The sequence below is a fragment of the Micromonospora sp. NPDC047074 genome, from assembly GCF_040643815.1.
In the GTDB taxonomy this organism is placed as follows: domain Bacteria; phylum Actinomycetota; class Actinomycetes; order Mycobacteriales; family Micromonosporaceae; genus Micromonospora.
Genome location: NZ_JBEYVB010000002.1, coordinates 155,747 through 171,602 on the forward strand (window position 1 = coordinate 155,747; position 15,856 = coordinate 171,602).

At 75.0% G+C, this 15,856-nt stretch carries 13 protein-coding genes; 1 reads left to right on the top strand and 12 read right to left on the bottom strand.

What is annotated here, in order from left to right:
• Positions 1-7 precede the first annotated feature (7 nt).
• Both ABZ809_RS04430 and ABZ809_RS04435 read right to left on the bottom strand, forming a co-directional pair.
• Positions 8-2,512: a transposase gene (locus ABZ809_RS04430; RefSeq protein ID WP_357560980.1), complete on the bottom strand. Its 2,505-nt coding sequence runs from the start codon at positions 2,510-2,512 to the stop codon at positions 8-10.
• A 40-nt stretch (positions 2,513-2,552) separates the two neighbouring features.
• A complete protein-coding gene (locus tag ABZ809_RS04435) occupies positions 2,553-3,536 on the bottom strand; it encodes a DNA primase (RefSeq protein WP_357560981.1) in 984 nt (327 codons plus the stop codon).
• A 117-nt stretch (positions 3,537-3,653) separates the two neighbouring features.
• Here ABZ809_RS04435 and ABZ809_RS04440 point away from each other — a divergent pair, with 117 nt between their 5' ends.
• On the top strand, positions 3,654-3,995 hold the full coding sequence (locus ABZ809_RS04440; RefSeq protein WP_357560982.1) for a helix-turn-helix transcriptional regulator: 342 nt from the start codon (positions 3,654-3,656) through the stop codon (positions 3,993-3,995).
• Positions 3,996-4,101: 106 nt separating this feature from the next.
• Here ABZ809_RS04440 and ABZ809_RS04445 read toward each other — a convergent pair whose 3' ends face one another.
• The 10 genes from ABZ809_RS04445 to deoC form a co-directional block, all read right to left on the bottom strand.
• A complete protein-coding gene (locus ABZ809_RS04445) occupies positions 4,102-4,770 on the bottom strand; it encodes a permease prefix domain 1-containing protein (protein ID WP_357560983.1) in 669 nt (222 codons plus the stop codon).
• 92 nt (positions 4,771-4,862) lie between these two features.
• Entirely contained in the window at positions 4,863-6,689 is a 1,827-nt protein-coding gene (gene cydC, locus ABZ809_RS04450) for a thiol reductant ABC exporter subunit CydC (protein ID WP_357560984.1), read from the bottom strand.
• Entirely contained in the window at positions 6,686-8,365 is a 1,680-nt protein-coding gene (cydD, locus tag ABZ809_RS04455) for a thiol reductant ABC exporter subunit CydD (protein ID WP_357560985.1), read from the bottom strand. Before cydD ends, cydC begins: the two co-directional genes overlap by 4 nt.
• Entirely contained in the window at positions 8,362-9,369 is a 1,008-nt protein-coding gene (locus ABZ809_RS04460) for a cytochrome d ubiquinol oxidase subunit II (RefSeq protein ID WP_357560986.1), read from the bottom strand. Before ABZ809_RS04460 ends, cydD begins: the two co-directional genes overlap by 4 nt.
• Positions 9,370-9,378: 9 nt before the next feature.
• The gene (locus ABZ809_RS04465; protein ID WP_357560987.1) at positions 9,379-10,629 is read right to left on the bottom strand and encodes a cytochrome ubiquinol oxidase subunit I; all 1,251 of its coding nucleotides are present in this window, start codon (positions 10,627-10,629) and stop codon (positions 9,379-9,381) included.
• Between the two features lie 341 nt (positions 10,630-10,970).
• Positions 10,971-11,876, bottom strand: coding sequence for a M56 family metallopeptidase (locus ABZ809_RS04470; protein ID WP_357560988.1), 906 nt, complete (start codon positions 11,874-11,876; stop codon positions 10,971-10,973).
• A 10-nt stretch (positions 11,877-11,886) separates the two neighbouring features.
• Positions 11,887-12,321, bottom strand: coding sequence for a BlaI/MecI/CopY family transcriptional regulator (locus ABZ809_RS04475; protein ID WP_357560989.1), 435 nt, complete (start codon positions 12,319-12,321; stop codon positions 11,887-11,889).
• A 258-nt stretch (positions 12,322-12,579) separates the two neighbouring features.
• The gene (locus ABZ809_RS04480; RefSeq protein ID WP_357560990.1) at positions 12,580-13,404 is read right to left on the bottom strand and encodes an aldehyde dehydrogenase family protein; all 825 of its coding nucleotides are present in this window, start codon (positions 13,402-13,404) and stop codon (positions 12,580-12,582) included.
• Positions 13,397-14,827 (bottom strand): aldehyde dehydrogenase family protein, encoded by a 1,431-nt coding sequence (locus tag ABZ809_RS04485; protein WP_357560991.1) that lies wholly within the window; start codon positions 14,825-14,827, stop codon positions 13,397-13,399. The genes ABZ809_RS04480 and ABZ809_RS04485 overlap by 8 nt, the downstream gene beginning before the upstream one ends.
• A 6-nt stretch (positions 14,828-14,833) precedes the next feature.
• Positions 14,834-15,793: a deoxyribose-phosphate aldolase gene (gene deoC, locus ABZ809_RS04490; RefSeq protein ID WP_357560992.1), complete on the bottom strand. Its 960-nt coding sequence runs from the start codon at positions 15,791-15,793 to the stop codon at positions 14,834-14,836.
• Positions 15,794-15,856: the final 63 nt, after the last annotated feature.

Here is a 15,856-nt window from a genome sequence, read left to right on the forward strand (position 1 = left end):
TCGGCGGTCAGGAACGGTAGCCCGCAGAGCGGTACTCGTACTCGCGGTCGTCGTCGCGGTCGCCGGTGTCGCGGCTGAAGTCCCAGCCGCCGGCGGCCTCACGGCCGGGCCGGCCGCCGACCGCGAACCCGCCGATCTCCTGTCCACGGCGCCAGCCGCGGAAGTAGCCGGTGGTGTTCTCGGCGAGGCTCGCCGCGTCGCGGACGATCCGCAGTGGCCGCTCGTCCCGTAGCGGTGAACCGGGAACCAGATTGGCCTGGGGGACCCGCTTTGGCAGCCCGGCCGGGGTCTCGGCGCCCACCGCCGGGCGGGCCGCCTGCTCGGCCGCCTGCCAGCCGGTGTCGGCCGTGCTGGACCATTCGAGGTCGGAGTCGTCGTCGTGCCCCACGAACCAGGCGGACTTGGCCTGGGCGAAGATCAGCAGGTCGCCGTCGCCCTCGTCGGACACGGGCGGCGGCCGCCGCTCCACCGGGGGTGCCGGCCGGTGTTCGGCCACCGGCCGCTCGTCCCGGAGGGCGGGCCGCTCGTCGCGGAGGGCGGGCCGCTCGTCGCGGAGGGCGGGCCGCCCGAGAACGCTGGCGTCCCCGCGGTCGACCAGCCGCAGCGGGGGCGTCTCCGCCTGCGAATCGGTGCCCGGTGCCGGACCGCCGCGCAGCGCGCGGTCGGCCAGCGGCGGCGGCTCGACCAGCCGCAGCACCGGAGGTTCCTGCGGCAGGTCGTCGGCCAGCCAGGGCGGGGTGACCCGACGCTCGCCGCCCGGATCGGTCGGGGCGTCGACGCCCCGACCGCCACGCTCGCTGTAGGAGCCGACGACCGGGTTGTTGGCGGAGCTGTCGGCGGGGTCCTCCGGGTTGTTGACCAGCGGCCAGTTGGCCCGGGAGCCCGGGGCGGCCTCGGCCCGGGGCCCGTGGGCGCCGGGATCCTGGCCGGGGCGCGGCGTGGGCACGGGCACGCTGAGGTCGGTGGCGCTGAAGCCACCCGTGGGCGCGGCCGACCCGCCGTTGGTCTTGGGACGGGGCGGGATCACGGTGCGCTGGCGTTCGGCGCGGGCGCTCTGGATCGCCGCGGTGGTCAGGGTCGGGCGGAACGGCTCGCCCTGCTCGGCCGGCGGCACGGTGCTCCGCTGGGCCGGAGCGATGGGGGTCATGCCCGGCGGCGGAGGCGGCGGCGCGGACACCGGGCGGTTGGTCGGCCCGTCGATCCGGCTCGGCAGCGACCCGGGTTGAGCGGGGGGCGCGGAGACCGGGGGACCGGCCACCGCCGCCGGCAGCACCGGTGCCGGCGCGACCGGAGGCGGAGTGACGGGGGCCGGTGCGACCGGCGGCGGGCCGAGCGGCCGGGGCACCGGGGGCGGAGTCGGCCCGGAGACCGGCTCGGGCAGGCTACGGCGGCCAGCACCGACCGGGGCCGGCTCGGGCAGGCTGCGGCGGCCACCACCGGCGGGGGCCGGCTCGGGCAGGCTGCGGCGGCCACCACCGGCGGGGGCCGGCTCGGGCTCGGCGGGCCGGATGTCACGCAGGCCGGCGCCGGTGGGCGCGAGAGCGGACGGGTCGTCGGCCGGCCCGCCGTGACGGGCGGCGGCGCGACGGGCCGGTGCGGGCGTGCCGATCCGGTCGTTGAGCGCGCCGACCAGAGCCTCGCAGCCGGCGTCGCAGGCCCGGACGGAGGCGACCGCCTGCCGGACGGTCTCCGCCACGGCGGAGGTGAGTGCGCGGTTGACGGCGGCGCGTCGGGGCGTCTCGCTGATGGCCACCCGCAGGGCGGTCACCGCGTCGGCGAGCTCGTCGGCCTCGCCGACGCCGTCAGCGGCGAGGCGCGCCACGACCGCGTCGGCGGCGACCGGGGCCTCGCTACCGCGCCCCACGGTGCCGCTCAGCATGCCGGGCTCGGGCAGCGCGTCCAGCACGGCCAGCGAGACCCGCTCGGCCGGGTCCGGGTACGCGCGGAGCGCGGCCGGGTAGAGCTCGCGGAGCACCTCCCGCAGCGCGACGGCGGCGGAGTGCCGGCCGCTGGCCAGGGCGGCGTGCGCGGCGAGAACCTGCTTGTAGCCGGCGAGATCCCGGGGGGCCGGGATGGTGACGGCGGAGAGGGCGCCGGCCTGGAGGGCACGGGCCAGGCCGACGGCGCGCCGCTCGGCCTGGGGTGACTGCATCTCCTCGATGGAGTCGTCGTCGGCGAAGCGCTCGGCGAAGTCGTCGACCGAGTCGTCGTCGGCGATCGCCAGGGGCCGACCGGCGGCGCTGAGCAGCGAGGTGACCGTGTGGTCGTCGCTGTCGGCGGCGATGGCCGCACCGCTCGGCCCGCCCGACCGCTCCACGAGCAGCGCGACGAGCTGGGCGTAGCCAGCCGGGTCGTCGCCGATCTCGCAGACATTCAGCAGACGGCCTGCGTCGTCGACCACAGCGGACGTCAGCGTCGAACCGGCCGAGGCCGGTCGGTCGGCCGGATCCGCCGAGGCCAGACCGCAGTACACGCGCACGAGCGCCACGGCGTCGTCCTCCTCCCGGGTCACAAGGCTTTCACTGCCAGAGACTGATGCTCCCCGTAAAGGGTCAGTCGCGCCAGTCCACTACCGCAGAGATCTTGCCGACAATGGTGCGCCACCCGAGACTTGCGGTCTGTGCCCCGATTTTCTTCAACCGCCGCCGGCCGAAGAACCCGCCGACGCCGCCGTCGACCGTGGCGCGCAGCGCTTCGTCCAGGTCATCGAGGCTGGAGCCGGCGGAGAGCATGTCCAGCACCGCCGGCAGCCGCAGCGCGTACGCCAGGTCGCGGGCCACCTCGCCGGCCTCGATGAGCAGCGTCGGGTCCCAGGTGTCGTGCCCGCCGCGCAGGTTCTCCACCACCAGGTCGAGCTCGTAGATGTCCTCGTCGAGCGGCGCGATGTCGGCCGGTTCCACCCGTTCGGCCAATTCATTCCAGCTGTCTAGCTGGGCCAGGTCGTTCGGCGCGCCGGAGCGGATGAAGCTGACCAGCGACTCGGGCGTCTTGAAGATCAGCAGCTTCCCGCGGTGGGTCAGGAAGACCGGGACCTCCTCGTCGCCGGCCTCGTCCTCGTCGTCCTCTTCCTCCTTGGCGGCGTCCTCGGAGTCGGCGTCCTTCCCGGTCGCATCGCGGCGGCGGCCCTTGGCCTCATCCTCGTCGCTCTCGGCGAACTCCTGCGCGACGTCCTCGTCGAGGATGACGACGGTCTCGTCGTCGTCCTCGTCCTCCTCCACCACCTGGCGGCGGGCCAGGAACGGGTCGTCCTGGTCGCGCTCGACGACGTCGGTCGGGGTCAGCTCCTTCGCCGGCCGGTACGCCCGCAGCGTGTAGCCGGTGCCGGCGGGCAGCGCGATCTCCACCGGGTCGATCCGCAGCTCGTCCCAGAGGGCGCGGGCGGCCTCGGCCGATACGGTTGCGCTGCCGGGCTCGGCCGGAACGTCGGTGTCGTCGAGCTCGGGCCCGCTCGTGTCGTCGAGCTCGGGCTCGTCGGCGTCGGGCCGTTGGGGCGACTGACGGGCCACGCTGACCTCCGTGTGCTTCGGGTTGCCCACCCGTCGGCACGCACCGCCGACGAGTGACTCTGGGCACATACCCTAGTGGGCGTCTCCGGGAGCCCGTGCCCGCACCCCGGTGGCGTCCCGGGGCGCTGACAAGTAGCCTTGCTACACATGAAGGCCCAGGCGCTGCACGGACACCTCGACGCGCTGCTGCTCGCGGTGCTCGAGCAGGGCTCGCTGCACGGCTACGCGATCATCGAGGCGCTGCGCGCCCGCAGCGACGGCCAGCTCGACCTGCCCACCGGCACCATCTATCCCGCGCTGCGCCGGTTGGAGCGGGCCGGCCACGTCGCCAGCACCTGGAGCACGGTCAACGGACGGGAACGGCGGACGTACCACCTCACCGACGAGGGACGGCGCGCGCTGGCCGGGGAACGGTCCGGATGGCGCGAGTTCAGCTCCACCGTCGGCCGGTTCCTCGGCACCGACGCCCCGCCGACCGCGCCGGCCTGACGCCGCCCGCTGTCCGGACGCCGGCCTGATGCAGACCGGGCAGGCCGGATGGTGGCGGGCGTCCGGACAGCGGGCGGGCACGCGGGGCAGAAGCCCGGTGCGCGGGTCAGCGGGCGGCGAGCAGCCAGGTGCGCGCGGCCCGGCCGAGCCAGAGATGACCGGCGGCGGCCAGCACCATGCCTACGATCATCGGCGGCCAGGTGAGCGCGGCCTCCCACAGGCCGATCGACCACGCGAAGAGGGCCGAGCCGGTCAGCACGGCGAGGGCGAGGACCCCGGTCAGGGCGGTCCCCACGGCCCGACCGGCGGCGGCGCCGCGCGGCGCCCACCGGCCGCCCCCGGCCAGCAGCACCCCGGCCGCGCCGAGCACGAACAGCGTCGCCCAGAGCCAGTCCATCGAAGCCGACAGGAGCAGGTAGGCGCCGGGTGGCCGGCCGCCAGTGCTCCAGCTCGCTCCCTGCCAGGTGAGGTCGCCGGCGACCAGCCCCACCGCGGCCAGCACGACGACCCGCGACGACAGCCCACGCAGCGCACCGACCGCCAGCTCCGCCTGGTAGGCGGGGACGAGCTGGGCCGGCGAACCGAACTCGGCGACCGCCCGGCGCTGCGCCTCCACCGCCGGCAGGCCGCCCTCCTGGTACGCGTCGACGGCGTCCAGCAGCCCGTGCCGCGCCTCGGTCAGCAGGTCCGACTTCAGCCGGCGCGGCCCCCGCAGCCGCACGTCCAGCTCCCGCAGCCGCTCCTCCACCATGGTGGCGTCGTTCGTACCCCGCATGGCCCCCACCCTGTCACGGGCCGCCGCCGGACGTCGTCGGGGAGAACCCTGGCCCGACCCGGAGGTGGCGGGCGGGCGGGGCCGGGCGGCGATCAGGGGTGCAGCGCGAGGTATCCGCGTTCGGCCGCCTCCTGGATCAGCCACTGGTCCCGGTACCAGCCGGGGGTCGCGACCAGCTCGGCGTGCCGGCCGCGCTGGGCCACCCGGCCCGCGTCCAGCACCACGATCTCGTCGAGCTCGGCCAGCCCGCTGAGCCGGTGGCTGATCAGCAGCACGGAGTGTCCGGCCGGGGTGGCCGCCAGCGTGGAGGCGAGCACCGCGTCGGCGGCGGCGGGGTCGAGCCCTTCGGTCGGCTCGTCGAGCACCAGCACGCCCGGGGCCGCGAGCAGCGCCCGGGCCAGCGCGAGCCGCTGCCGCTGGCCGCCGGAGAGCTGGCCGCCCTCCTCGCCGACCACGGTGTCCCAGCCGTCCGGCTGCTCGCGTACCCAGTCCAGCAGCCCGGCAGCAGCGGTCGCCGCCACCAGCTCGTCGTCGTCGGCGCCGGGCCGCCCGAGCAGCAGGTTCTCCCGCACCGAGGCGTGGAAGACGTACGCCTCGGCGAGCAGCCCGCCGACCGCCCGGGGCAACTCCTCGACCCGGTACGCCGACAACTCCCGCCCGTCCAGGCGGACCCGACCGTGTGTGGGGCGCACCGCGCCGGTGAGGACGGCCGCCAGCGTGCTCTTGCCGGCACCGCTGGGCCCGACCACCGCGACCCGGCGGCCGGGCGGCAGGTCCAGGCTGAACCTGTCGAGGGCGGGCGGGGCGCCCTCCCGGTACCGCACGGTCACGTCCTCGAACCGCACGTCGTGCGGCCCGGGGCCGACCTGGGCGCCGTCGGCGGCGGCCGGCGCGGCCGGGGCGTCCAGCAGGGTCGCCACCCGGGACAGGCCCGTCCGGAGCTGGGTCCACTGGCGGGCGGCCCCGACCAGCGCCAGCGCGATCTCCACGGCGGCGATCGTGCCGACCGCCAGGACGCCGACCAGCACCCCGTCCACGTCGTCGGCGAGCGCGGCGAGCACCACCGCGCCGGCGGTCAGCCCGGCCACGAGCACCCCCGCCGCGTCGACCGCGAAGCCGGTGGCGGCGAGCCGCCGCTCCAACCGGGCCAGCCGCCGGGCGCGGGTGTCGGCCGCCGCCAGCGCCTGCCCGGTGGCGCCGAACGCGGCCAGGTCGGCGGCGCCGTGGGTGAGGTCGACCGCGTCGGAGGCGAGCGCGCCGCGCAGCGGCGCCAGCTCGGCGGCGGCGCGCCGGGTCAGCGCGGTGGCCAGGGCAGGTAGCGCGATCCCGGCGACCAGTAGCCCGACGACGAGCACCCCGGCGGCGGCCGGCGACATCAGCGCCGCCCCGCCGATCGCGACCACGCTGACCAGCGCCGCCGCCGAGGCCGGCACCAGCACCCGCAGCAGCAGGTCCTGGACCGCCTCCACGTCGGAGACGAGCCGGCTCAGCGCGTCGCCGGAGCGCTGCCGTGCCGCCGACCGGGCGGCGAGGGTGCCGAAGACCCGGGCCCGGACGTCGGTGATCAGCCGCAGCACGGCGTCGTGCCCGGCGAGCCGTTCGGTGTAGCGGAGCACGCCCCGCCCGATCGCCAGCGCCCGGACCGCGACGATCGCCACCGTGAGGCGATCCAGCGGAGGGCGGCCGGCGGCGCTCATCAGCAGCCAGGTAGCGGTGGCCATCAGGGCGAGGGCGGCGAACTCGGTGGCGGCGGCGAGCAGCCCCGCGCCGAGCAGCCGCTTCAGGTAGGGCCGGGCCAGCCGCAGCACGGCCCGCTCGGGGGAGCCGGTGCGGCCCGGCGCGGGCCGGCTGCCGGACGGCACCCGCTCGTCGCGGGCCTGCTGCACCGCGCCGTCGGGCTGGGCGTCATGCTCGTTCATCGGGGCGCCTTCCCGGCCGTCGCGGGCGTCAGCTCGGTGACCCGGCCGTCCTCGATCCGCAGGATCCGGTCGGCGTCGGCGAGCAGCGCCGGCCGGTGCGCCACCAGCAGCGCCGTCCGCCCGGCCACCAGCCGGCGGGTGGCGTCGAGGACCACCGCCTCGGCGGCGGTGTCGAGCCGGGCGGTCGGCTCGTCGAGCAGCACCACGGGCGCGTCCCGCAGGAACGCGCGGGCCAGCGCGACCCGCTGCCGCTGCCCGCTGGACAGGCCGTGCCCGCGCTCGCCGAGCACGGTGGCGAGCCCGTCGGGCAGCCCGGCGACCACGTCGTCCAGGGCGGCGTCGCGGACCGCCGGGGCGAGCGCGGCGTCCGGCGTGTCGGGCGCGCCGAGCCGGATGTTGTCGGCCAGCGAGGCGGCGAAGAGGTGGGCCCGCTGCGGCACCCAGGCCACCTGGCGGCGCCAGCCCTCCGGGTCGGCGTCGGCCAGGTCCACCCCGCCCACGGTGACCCGGCCGGTGGTCGGGGTGACGAAGCCGAGCAGCAGGCCGAGCAGGGTGCTCTTGCCGGCGCCGCTGGGCCCGATCACGGCGACGCGCTCGCCCGGCCGGATGGTCAGCGTGACGTCGCGCAGGGCGGTGGTGCGTTCGTACGCCACGGTCACCGCCTCGAAGCGGATCTCGCCGCGGCCGTCGGGGGCCGCGGCGGCCCGGTCGCGCGCCGCCGGAGCGGGGGCGCCGGCCGACAGGGTGAGCGCCTCGTCCAACGCGCTGAGGCCCTCCATGCTGGCGTGGAAGCGGGCACCGGCGGCCCGCAGCGGGAGGTAAGCCTCCGGGGTGAGCAGCAGCACCAGCAGCGCGGTCTGGAGGGTCAGCCCGCCGCCGAGCAGCCGGATGCCCACCGGGACGGCGACCAGCGCCACCGAGAGGGTGGCCACCAGCTCCAGCACCAGGGCGGAGAGGAACGCGATCCGCAGGGTCTTCATGGTCGCCACCCGGTGGCCGTCGGCCATCCGGCGGACCACGTCGGTCTGCGCCCGGGCCCGGCCGAACGCGCGCAGCGTGGGCAGCCCGGCGACCATGTCGAGGAAGTGCCCGCCGAGCAGGGAGAGCCGCCGCCACTGCCGCTCCGTGGCGGCCTGCGCCTGCCAGCCGAGCAGCGCGCCGAAGATCGGGATCAGCGGCAGGGTGGCCGCGATGATCAGCGCCGAGCCCCAGTCGGCGACGAAGATCCGGGCCAGTACGGCGACCGGCACGGTGACGCTGAGCACCAGCTGCGGCAGGTAGCCGGTGAAGTAGGCGTCGAGCGCGTCCAGCCCCCGCCCGGTCAGCGTGGCGAGCTGCCCGGCGCGCTGGCCGGCGACCCAGGCCGGGCCGTGCCGGCCGACCGCGGCCAGCAGGTCCGCGCGCAGCGCCGCCTTGACCGTCGCCGCGACCCGCGCCGACACCGTGCCCTGCGCCCAGACCAGCAGCGAGCGGGCGGCCACCGCGGCGGCGAAGCCGGCCAGCGCCGGCCGGTCGAGCCGCCCTTCGAACCCGGTCGCCAGCAGCGCGGCCAGCGCGGTGGCCTGCGCGACGACCAGCCCCGCGGCCAGCACGCCGAGCAGCGCGAGCACGGCGAAATCGCGCCGGGCCCCCGGGACCCGGCGCAGCAGACGCGGGTCGAAGGGACGGCGGTTCACCAGTACACCGGTGCCCTGCCGTCGGTCCGTCCCCGGAACACCCACCAGCACATCGCCTGAAAGCCTAGTAGGGCCGGCAGGAGCGGCAGCGTCAGCCAGCCCAGTAGCCGCAGCGTGGGGGCGCTGGCTGCCGCGTCGGCCACGGTCAGGGACGCGCCCGGATCGACCGTGGAGACCAGCGCGTAGGGCCAGATGGTCGCGCCGACCAGCGCCACCGGCAGCGCCAGGGCCGCGCTGGTGGCGGCGAAGGCCAGCCCCGGGCGCCGCCGGGCAAGCGCCACCCTGGCCCCCAGCAGCGCCGTGACCAGCGCAATCAGCAGCAGTACGGCCGCCAGCGGCTGCCGCGCGGCGGCGCGTACGTCGGCGGAGAGCAGGCCGATGACGGCGGCCGCGCCGACGGTGGTGAGCGCCACCGGGACGAGCCGGCCGGCCAGTTGCCCGACCGGGGCCGCGTCGGCGGCCGGCAGCCGGAGGGTGAGGAATGTCGCACCGTGCGCCGCGACCAGCGCGACGACGGCGAGCCCGGTGGCGGCCACGAACGGGGTGAAGATGTGGGTCACCCCGGCGACGTGCCCGTCGGCGTGCAGCGGTACGCCCTGGAGCAGCCCGGCCAGCACGGCGCCCCAGCCGAGTGCGGCGAGCACGCTGCCGACCACCACCATCCGGTCCCAGCCGGCGCGGGCCCGAGGCCCAACGGGTCGGCTGCGCAACTGCACGCCGGCGGTGACCAGGACCACCCCGGTCAGCGCGCCGAACACCGCCGGATAGAAGCCGGCCAGCAGCTCCCCCTCCAGCAGGGGGAAGGCGCCGAACAGGATGCCGACGGCGGCCACCAGCCAGACCTCGTTGCCGAGGAAGAACGGGCCGACCGCGTTCAGCGCGGCGCGGCGGCGCTCGGGGTCGGCGCCCCGGGCGAGCAGCAGGCCGACGCCGTAGTCGTAGCCGCCGAGCACCAGGTAGGCGGCGAAGAAGAGGCCGAGCAGGGCGTACCAGGCGAGTTCCACGGTCGTCTCCTAGGCGAAGGCGGGCTCGGGGCGGGGGTCGGCCGGCGGTTGTTCCGGGCGGCGGCCCAGGGCCGGGTCGTCCGCGCCCCGGGCGGCGTGCCGGGCCATCAGCGTCCAGTTGGCGACGGCCAGGGTGCCGAGCAGCAGGCTGAAGCCGATCAGCGAGGCGAGCATCAGCCACGGGCTGACCGGCGACACCGCCTTGTCCACGGGCAGCAGCCCGTACGCGGCCCAGGGCTGGCGGCCGACCTCGCGGGCGATCCAGCCGAGGATCACCGCGACGAACGGCAGCGGCAGGGCGAGCAGGACCAGCCAGAGCGGGAAGCGCAGCCGGATCGCCCAGTCCCGCCACAGCAGCGGGAGCAGCAGCCAGAGCATGCCGAGGGTGAATCCGATCAGGATCATGAAGCCGAGGCCGACGTTGGCGAGGGTCGGCGGCGTGTAGTCGCCGGGGCCGAACCGGGCGGTCCATTCGGCGATCAGCGGCGCGGCGGCGGGGTCGTCGCCGAACTTGGTGGGCTGCACGTCGCCGATCGCGAAGAACTGGGCGAAGCCGAAGCCCTGCACGAAGCAGATCGCCACCGCCGAGGTGATCAGGCCGATCCGCAGTCCCTTGCGGTGCAGCGCGAAGTCGGGGGTGCGCCGGATCAGGTGCCAGGCGCTGACCGCCGCCATCAGCATCCCGCCGACCAGCAGCGCCGCCGTGACGACGTGCCCGAACGCCATCCGGAAGGTGGGATTGTCCAGCAGGGCGGAGAAGTCGGTGAGGTGGGCCACCCCGTCGCGGACCTCGTAGCCGACCGGATTCTGCAACCACGAGTTGGCCACCATGATCCAGAACGCCGAGGCGTACGCGGTGATCGCGACGCCCCAGAGCAGGGCGAGGTGGACGCCCCGGCGGAGCCGGTGCCAGCCGAAGATCCACATGCCGAGGAACGTCGACTCCAGGAAGAAGGCGACAAGCGTCTCGATGGCCAGCGGCGCGCCGAAGACGTTGCCGACGTAGCGCGACAGCCCGCTCCAGTTCAGTCCGAACTGGAACTCCATCACGATGCCGGTGGCGATCCCGAGCACGTAGTTGATCACGTAGAGCTGGCCCCAGAACCGGGTCAGCCGCTCGTAGACCGGCTTGTTGGTGAGCACCCAGGCGGTCTGGAGGTAGACCAGCAGGGTGACCAGGCCGAGGGTGACCACCACGAAGAGGAAATGGATGGAGGTGGTGGTGGCGAACTGCAGGCGGGCGAGGAGCAGGGTGTCCATGGCCGGCTCTCCGTACGGTTGGCTCACTTGTCGTAGCGAGCCTACACGTAGATTGCCTACACATATCTACTATGGCCCGTCGTAGAGATACTACGACGGGTTGTAGTAGCTGTGGGGGAGGTCTTCGCCGGGCGGGTCGTGCCCACGCGGCCCGAGCCGGCTCCGTCCAGCATGGCCGTACGCGATCCATGCCGCGGTAACTTCCCGGTGCCTCGTGGGGCACTTGCCCGACCGGGCGCGACCCGGATCGGCGCTGGCCCGGGCTCTGGCGTGACGGGGTGCCCTCGGGGCGGGCGCCGGCCCAGGCCTGGCGCGGGTGGGACGCCTCGCCTCAGCCCGCGTCAGCTCAGGAAGAGCGAGATCGGCAGGGCCGCCACGGTGGTCGCCACGGCCAGCGCGACGGCCCCGAGCAACCGGGGCGGGCGGTCGGCGACCAGCAGCCGCTGCACCCGGACGTCGAGGTCCCCCTCGCCGATGCCGAGCGCACCGGTCGGGGTGATCCGGTTGCCGGCAGCGGCGAACCGGCGCAGCGCGCCGGCCAGCGGGGCGTCGGCGTGGGCCTCCCGGGCCTTGTCGTCGGCCCGCATCTCGACCAGCAGGGCGACCCGCTCGTGCGCCGCCCGGACCCAGGCGAACCAGGGCAGCGCCCGGCAGAGCGCGGTGAACGGCAGCAGCACCAGGTCGTGCCGCTCCTGCGCGTGCGCCCGCTCGTGGGCGAGCACGGCCGCCAGCTCGGCGCTGTCCAGCAGGTCGAGCGTGCCCGCGCTGACCACCACGCGGGGCCTCATCCCGGGCAGGCAGTACGCCGCCGCGCTCGGATGGTCGAGCACCAGCGCGCCGGGCACCGTCGGGTCCCGGCGGGCGACGAGGGTGAGCAGGTCCCGGTGCCGGCGCTGGGCGCGTACGGTGCCGTGGATGCTGCGGATGGTCGTGGTCAGCAGCACCGCGCCGATGCCGAAGCCCACCCCGACGGCGGCCAGCTGCGGCACGCCCAGCCCGACGGGCAGGGTGTCGTGGGTCAGGTCGGTGGCCAGGGCGACCAGCGCGCTGCCGGTCGGCCGGTCGTAGGGGGTCAGCCCCAACGCCATCGGCAGGCCCATGGCGGAGAGGCCGAGAGCCAGCCCGACGGCCTGCCAGCAGACAATGGCGACCCGTGGGCTGCGCCACGGCCAGGTGGACCGCGCCAGCACCTGTGCGGTCAGCCAGCAGGCCAGCATGGACCCGGCGAAGTGCAGGGCGTATGCCACGGCCGTCGCCCTACCGCTCCGCCGCCTCGCCGGCGCCCCGGTCGGCCGCCGGCGCGTCGACCCGGTCGGTCAGCGCGTTGGTGGCGGCCTCGGCGCCGAGGGCGGCGCGCAGCACCTCGGCCTCGGTGCCGGTCACCGAGTGGGCGAAGCGCACCAGCGCGGCGTCCCGGCTGCCGCCGAGATCCAGGGCGTCGAGCATGAGCTGGGCGATGTACGCCTCGCGGCTGGCGGCGGCCCGGTAACGCCAGGCCCGCCCCTCCCGCTCGCGCTGCACCATGCCCTTGCCGGCGAGCCGGTCCAGCACGGTCATCACCGTCGTGTAGGCCAGCTCGCGGCCGTCCAGCGCGTCGGCCACCTCGCGCACGGTGATCCCGTCCGACGGGCCCGGGACCGAGTCCCACAGCACGTCCATCACCGCACGTTCGAGGTCACCAAGCCGAGTCACGCCGCAATCCTACCCCCGGTAGTAGACCCCTCACCCGCCCCCTCCGCCGCCTGCACCTCTCGACCGAACCTGCCCCGCCTCCGACCAGGAATCGCCCAAGATCGCACTACAACCAGGAAAGAGTCCCCTCCAAACGCGCCGAGGCCACTACTTCCCGGTTGTAGTGCGATCTTGCGGGACGGGCGAGGCGGGGACGTGGCGTGGCGGGTGTGTCCGGGTGGGGTCCCGGGGTGCCGGAGACCCCACCCGGGGCGCGACTCACACCCCCTTGGGGTGCCAGACCGTCTTCGTCTCCAGCAGGGCGGTCATCCGGGTGAGGCCCGGGTCGGCGGACCAGTCGTGGTCGGCCGGGGCCGGCCGGAGCACCCGCTTGAGGTTCTGTGCCGCCCTGACCTCCAGATCCGTCGCCAGCTCGGCGTCGGCCACCCCGGTCAGGTCGATGGCGTTGACGTCCATGTGGGCGGCCAGCGTCGGCACGGTCTCGGTGATCCGGCCGGTGAGCAGGTTCACCACCCCGCCGGGCAGGTCGGAGGTGGCGAGCACCTCCGCCAGCGTCACCGCCGCCAGGGGCTGCGTCGGCGAGGCCGCCACCACCACGGTGTTGCCGGTGACGATCGCCGGGGCGATCACGCTGACCAGGCCGAGCAGCGCCGGGGACTCCGGGGCCACCACGGCCACCACCCCGGTCGGCTCGGGCGCCGACAGGTTGAAGTACGGCCCGGCGACCGGGTTGGCGCCGCCGTACACCTGGGGGAGCTTGTCGGACCAGCCGGCGTACCAGACCCAGCGGTCCACGGCCGCGTCGACCTCGTCGCCGGGCACGCCGAGGGCGACGAACTGCTCGCGCCGGCCCTCCAGCATCTCGGCGACCCGGTAGAGGATCTGGCCCCGGTTGTACGCCGTCGCGCCGGCCCAGCCCTTGACGGCGGCGCGGGCGGCGACGACGGCGTCCCGCGCGTCCTTACGAGACGCGAGCGACACGTTGGTGTCCTGCACGAGATACGACCGTCCCGACTCGCTGCGCGGGAACTTCCCGCCGATGAAGAGCTTGTACGTCTTGCGTACCGCGACCCGCTCAGACATTGAGGTAGGCCTCCAGCCCGTGCCGGCCGCCCTCGCGACCGTAGCCCGACTCCTTGTAGCCGCCGAAGGGCGAGGTGGGGTCGAACTTGTTGAACGTGTTGGCCCAGACGACGCCCGCGCGCAGCCGGTCGGCCATCCAGAGGATCCGGGAGCCCTTGTCGGTCCAGATTCCGGCCGACAGCCCGTACGGCGTGTTGTTGGCCTTCTCGACGGCCTCGGCCGGCGTGCGGAACGTCAGCACGGACAGCACCGGGCCGAAGATCTCCTCGCGGGCGATCCGGTGTGCCTGGGTGACCCCGGTGAAGATCGTCGGCGCGAACCAGAAGCCGCGCTCCGGCAGCTCGCACGGCGGCGACCAGCGCTCGGCGCCCTCGGCGGCGCCGGCCTCGGACAGCTCACGGATGCGTGCCAGTTGGGCGGCCGAGTTGATCGCGCCGATGTCGGTGTTCTTGTCCAGCGGGTCGCCGACCCGCAGCTGGGCCATCCGCCGCTTCAGCGACTCGAGCACCCGGTCGGCGACCGACTCCTGGACCAGCAGCCGGGAACCGGCGCAGCAGACGTGCCCCTGGTTGAAGAAGATGCCGTTGACGATGCCCTCGACGGCCTGGTCGACCGGGGCGTCGTCGAAGACGATGTTGGCGGCCTTGCCGCCCAGCTCCAGGGTGAGCTTCTTGCGGGTGCCGGCGACCGAGCGGGCGATGGCCCGGCCGACCTCGGTCGAGCCGGTGAAGGCGACCTTGTCCACGCCCGGGTGCTCGACCAGCGCGCGGCCGGTCTCACCGGCGCCGGTGACGATGTTGACCACGCCGGCCGGCAGCTCGGCCTGCTGGCAGATCTCGGCGAAGACCAGCGCGGTCAGCGGGGTGGTCTCGGCCGGCTTCAGCACCACCGTGTTGCCGGCGGCGAGCGCCGGGGCGATCTTCCACGCCAGCATCAGCAGCGGGAAGTTCCACGGGATGACCTGCGCGGCCACGCCCAGCGGCTTCGGGTCCGCACCGAAGCCCGCGTGCGGGAGCTTGTCGGCCCAGCCCGCGTAGTAGAAGAAGTGCGCGGCGACCAGGGGCAGGTCGACGTCGCGGGACTCCTTGATCGGCTTGCCGTTGTCGAGTGACTCCAGCACGGCCAGCTCGCGGGAGCGCTCCTGGATGATCCGGGCGATCCGGAACAGGTACTTGGCCCGGTCCCGGCCCGGCATCGGGCCCCAGACCTTCTCGTACGCCTTCCGGGCGGCCCGGACGGCACGGTCGACGTCCTGCGCGCCGGCCTCGGCGACCTCGGCGAGCACCTCCTCGGAGGCCGGGTTGACCGTCTTGAAGCTGCCGCCGTCGGTGGGGTCGACGAACTTCCCGTCGACGAAGAGCCCGTAGGAGGCTTTCAGGTCCACCACCGAGCGGGACTCGGGGGCGGGTGCGTATTCGAACATCGGCTCTCAGTCCAGGGTGAAGTAGTCGGGACCGGAGTAGGTGCCGGTCGTCAGCTTGGTGCGCTGCATGAGCAGGTCGTTGAGCAGGCTGGAGGCGCCGAACCGGAACCAGTCCGGGTCCAGCCAGTCCGCGCCGACGGTCTCGTTGACCATCACCAGGTACTTGATGGCGTCCTTGGTGGTCTTGATGCCGCCGGCCGGCTTCACGCCGACCTGCCGGCCCGTGGCGGCCCGGAAGTCGCGGACCGCCTCCAGCATCACCAGGGTCACCGGCGGGGTGGCCGCGACCGGGACCTTGCCGGTGGAGGTCTTGATGAAGTCGCCGCCGGCCAGCATCGCCAGCCAGGAGGCCCGGCGCACGTTGTCGTACGTGGCCAGCTCGCCGGTCTCCAGGATTACCTTCAGGTGGGCGTCCCCGCAGGCCTCCTTGGTGGCCACGATCTCGTCGTAGACCTCCTTGTACCGCCCGGCCAGGAACGCGCCCCGGTTGATCACCATGTCGATCTCGTCGGCGCCGGCCGCCACGGCGGCCCGGGTGTCGGCGAGCTTGACCTCCAGCGGGGCCTGGCCCGACGGGAAGGCGGTCGCCACGCTGGCCAGGTGTACGCCGGAGCCGGTGAGCACCTCGGCCACGTACGGGACCATCGCCGGGTAGACGCAGACCGCGCCGACGTGCGGGCAGGACGGGTCGGCCGGGTCGGGGCGCAACGCCTTCGCCGCGAGGGCCCGCACCTTGCCCGGGGTGTCGGCCCCCTCCAGCGTGGTCAGATCGACCATCCGGATCGCCAGGTCGATGGCCTGGGCCTTGGCGGTGGTCTTGATGGAGCGGGTGCCGAGCTGGGCCGCTCGCTGCTCCGCGCCGACCTGGTCCACGCCGGGAAGGCCGTGCAGGAAGGTCCGCAGAGCGGTCTCGGATCGTCCCAACTCGGAGAGCTCCGACCGGGCCGACGTCGCTGTCGCCGTCATGGACGGAAGTCTACGCACCCGGCCAAGGAGTGATCTTGGTCACGGTGGTGTGGGCCGGTCGGT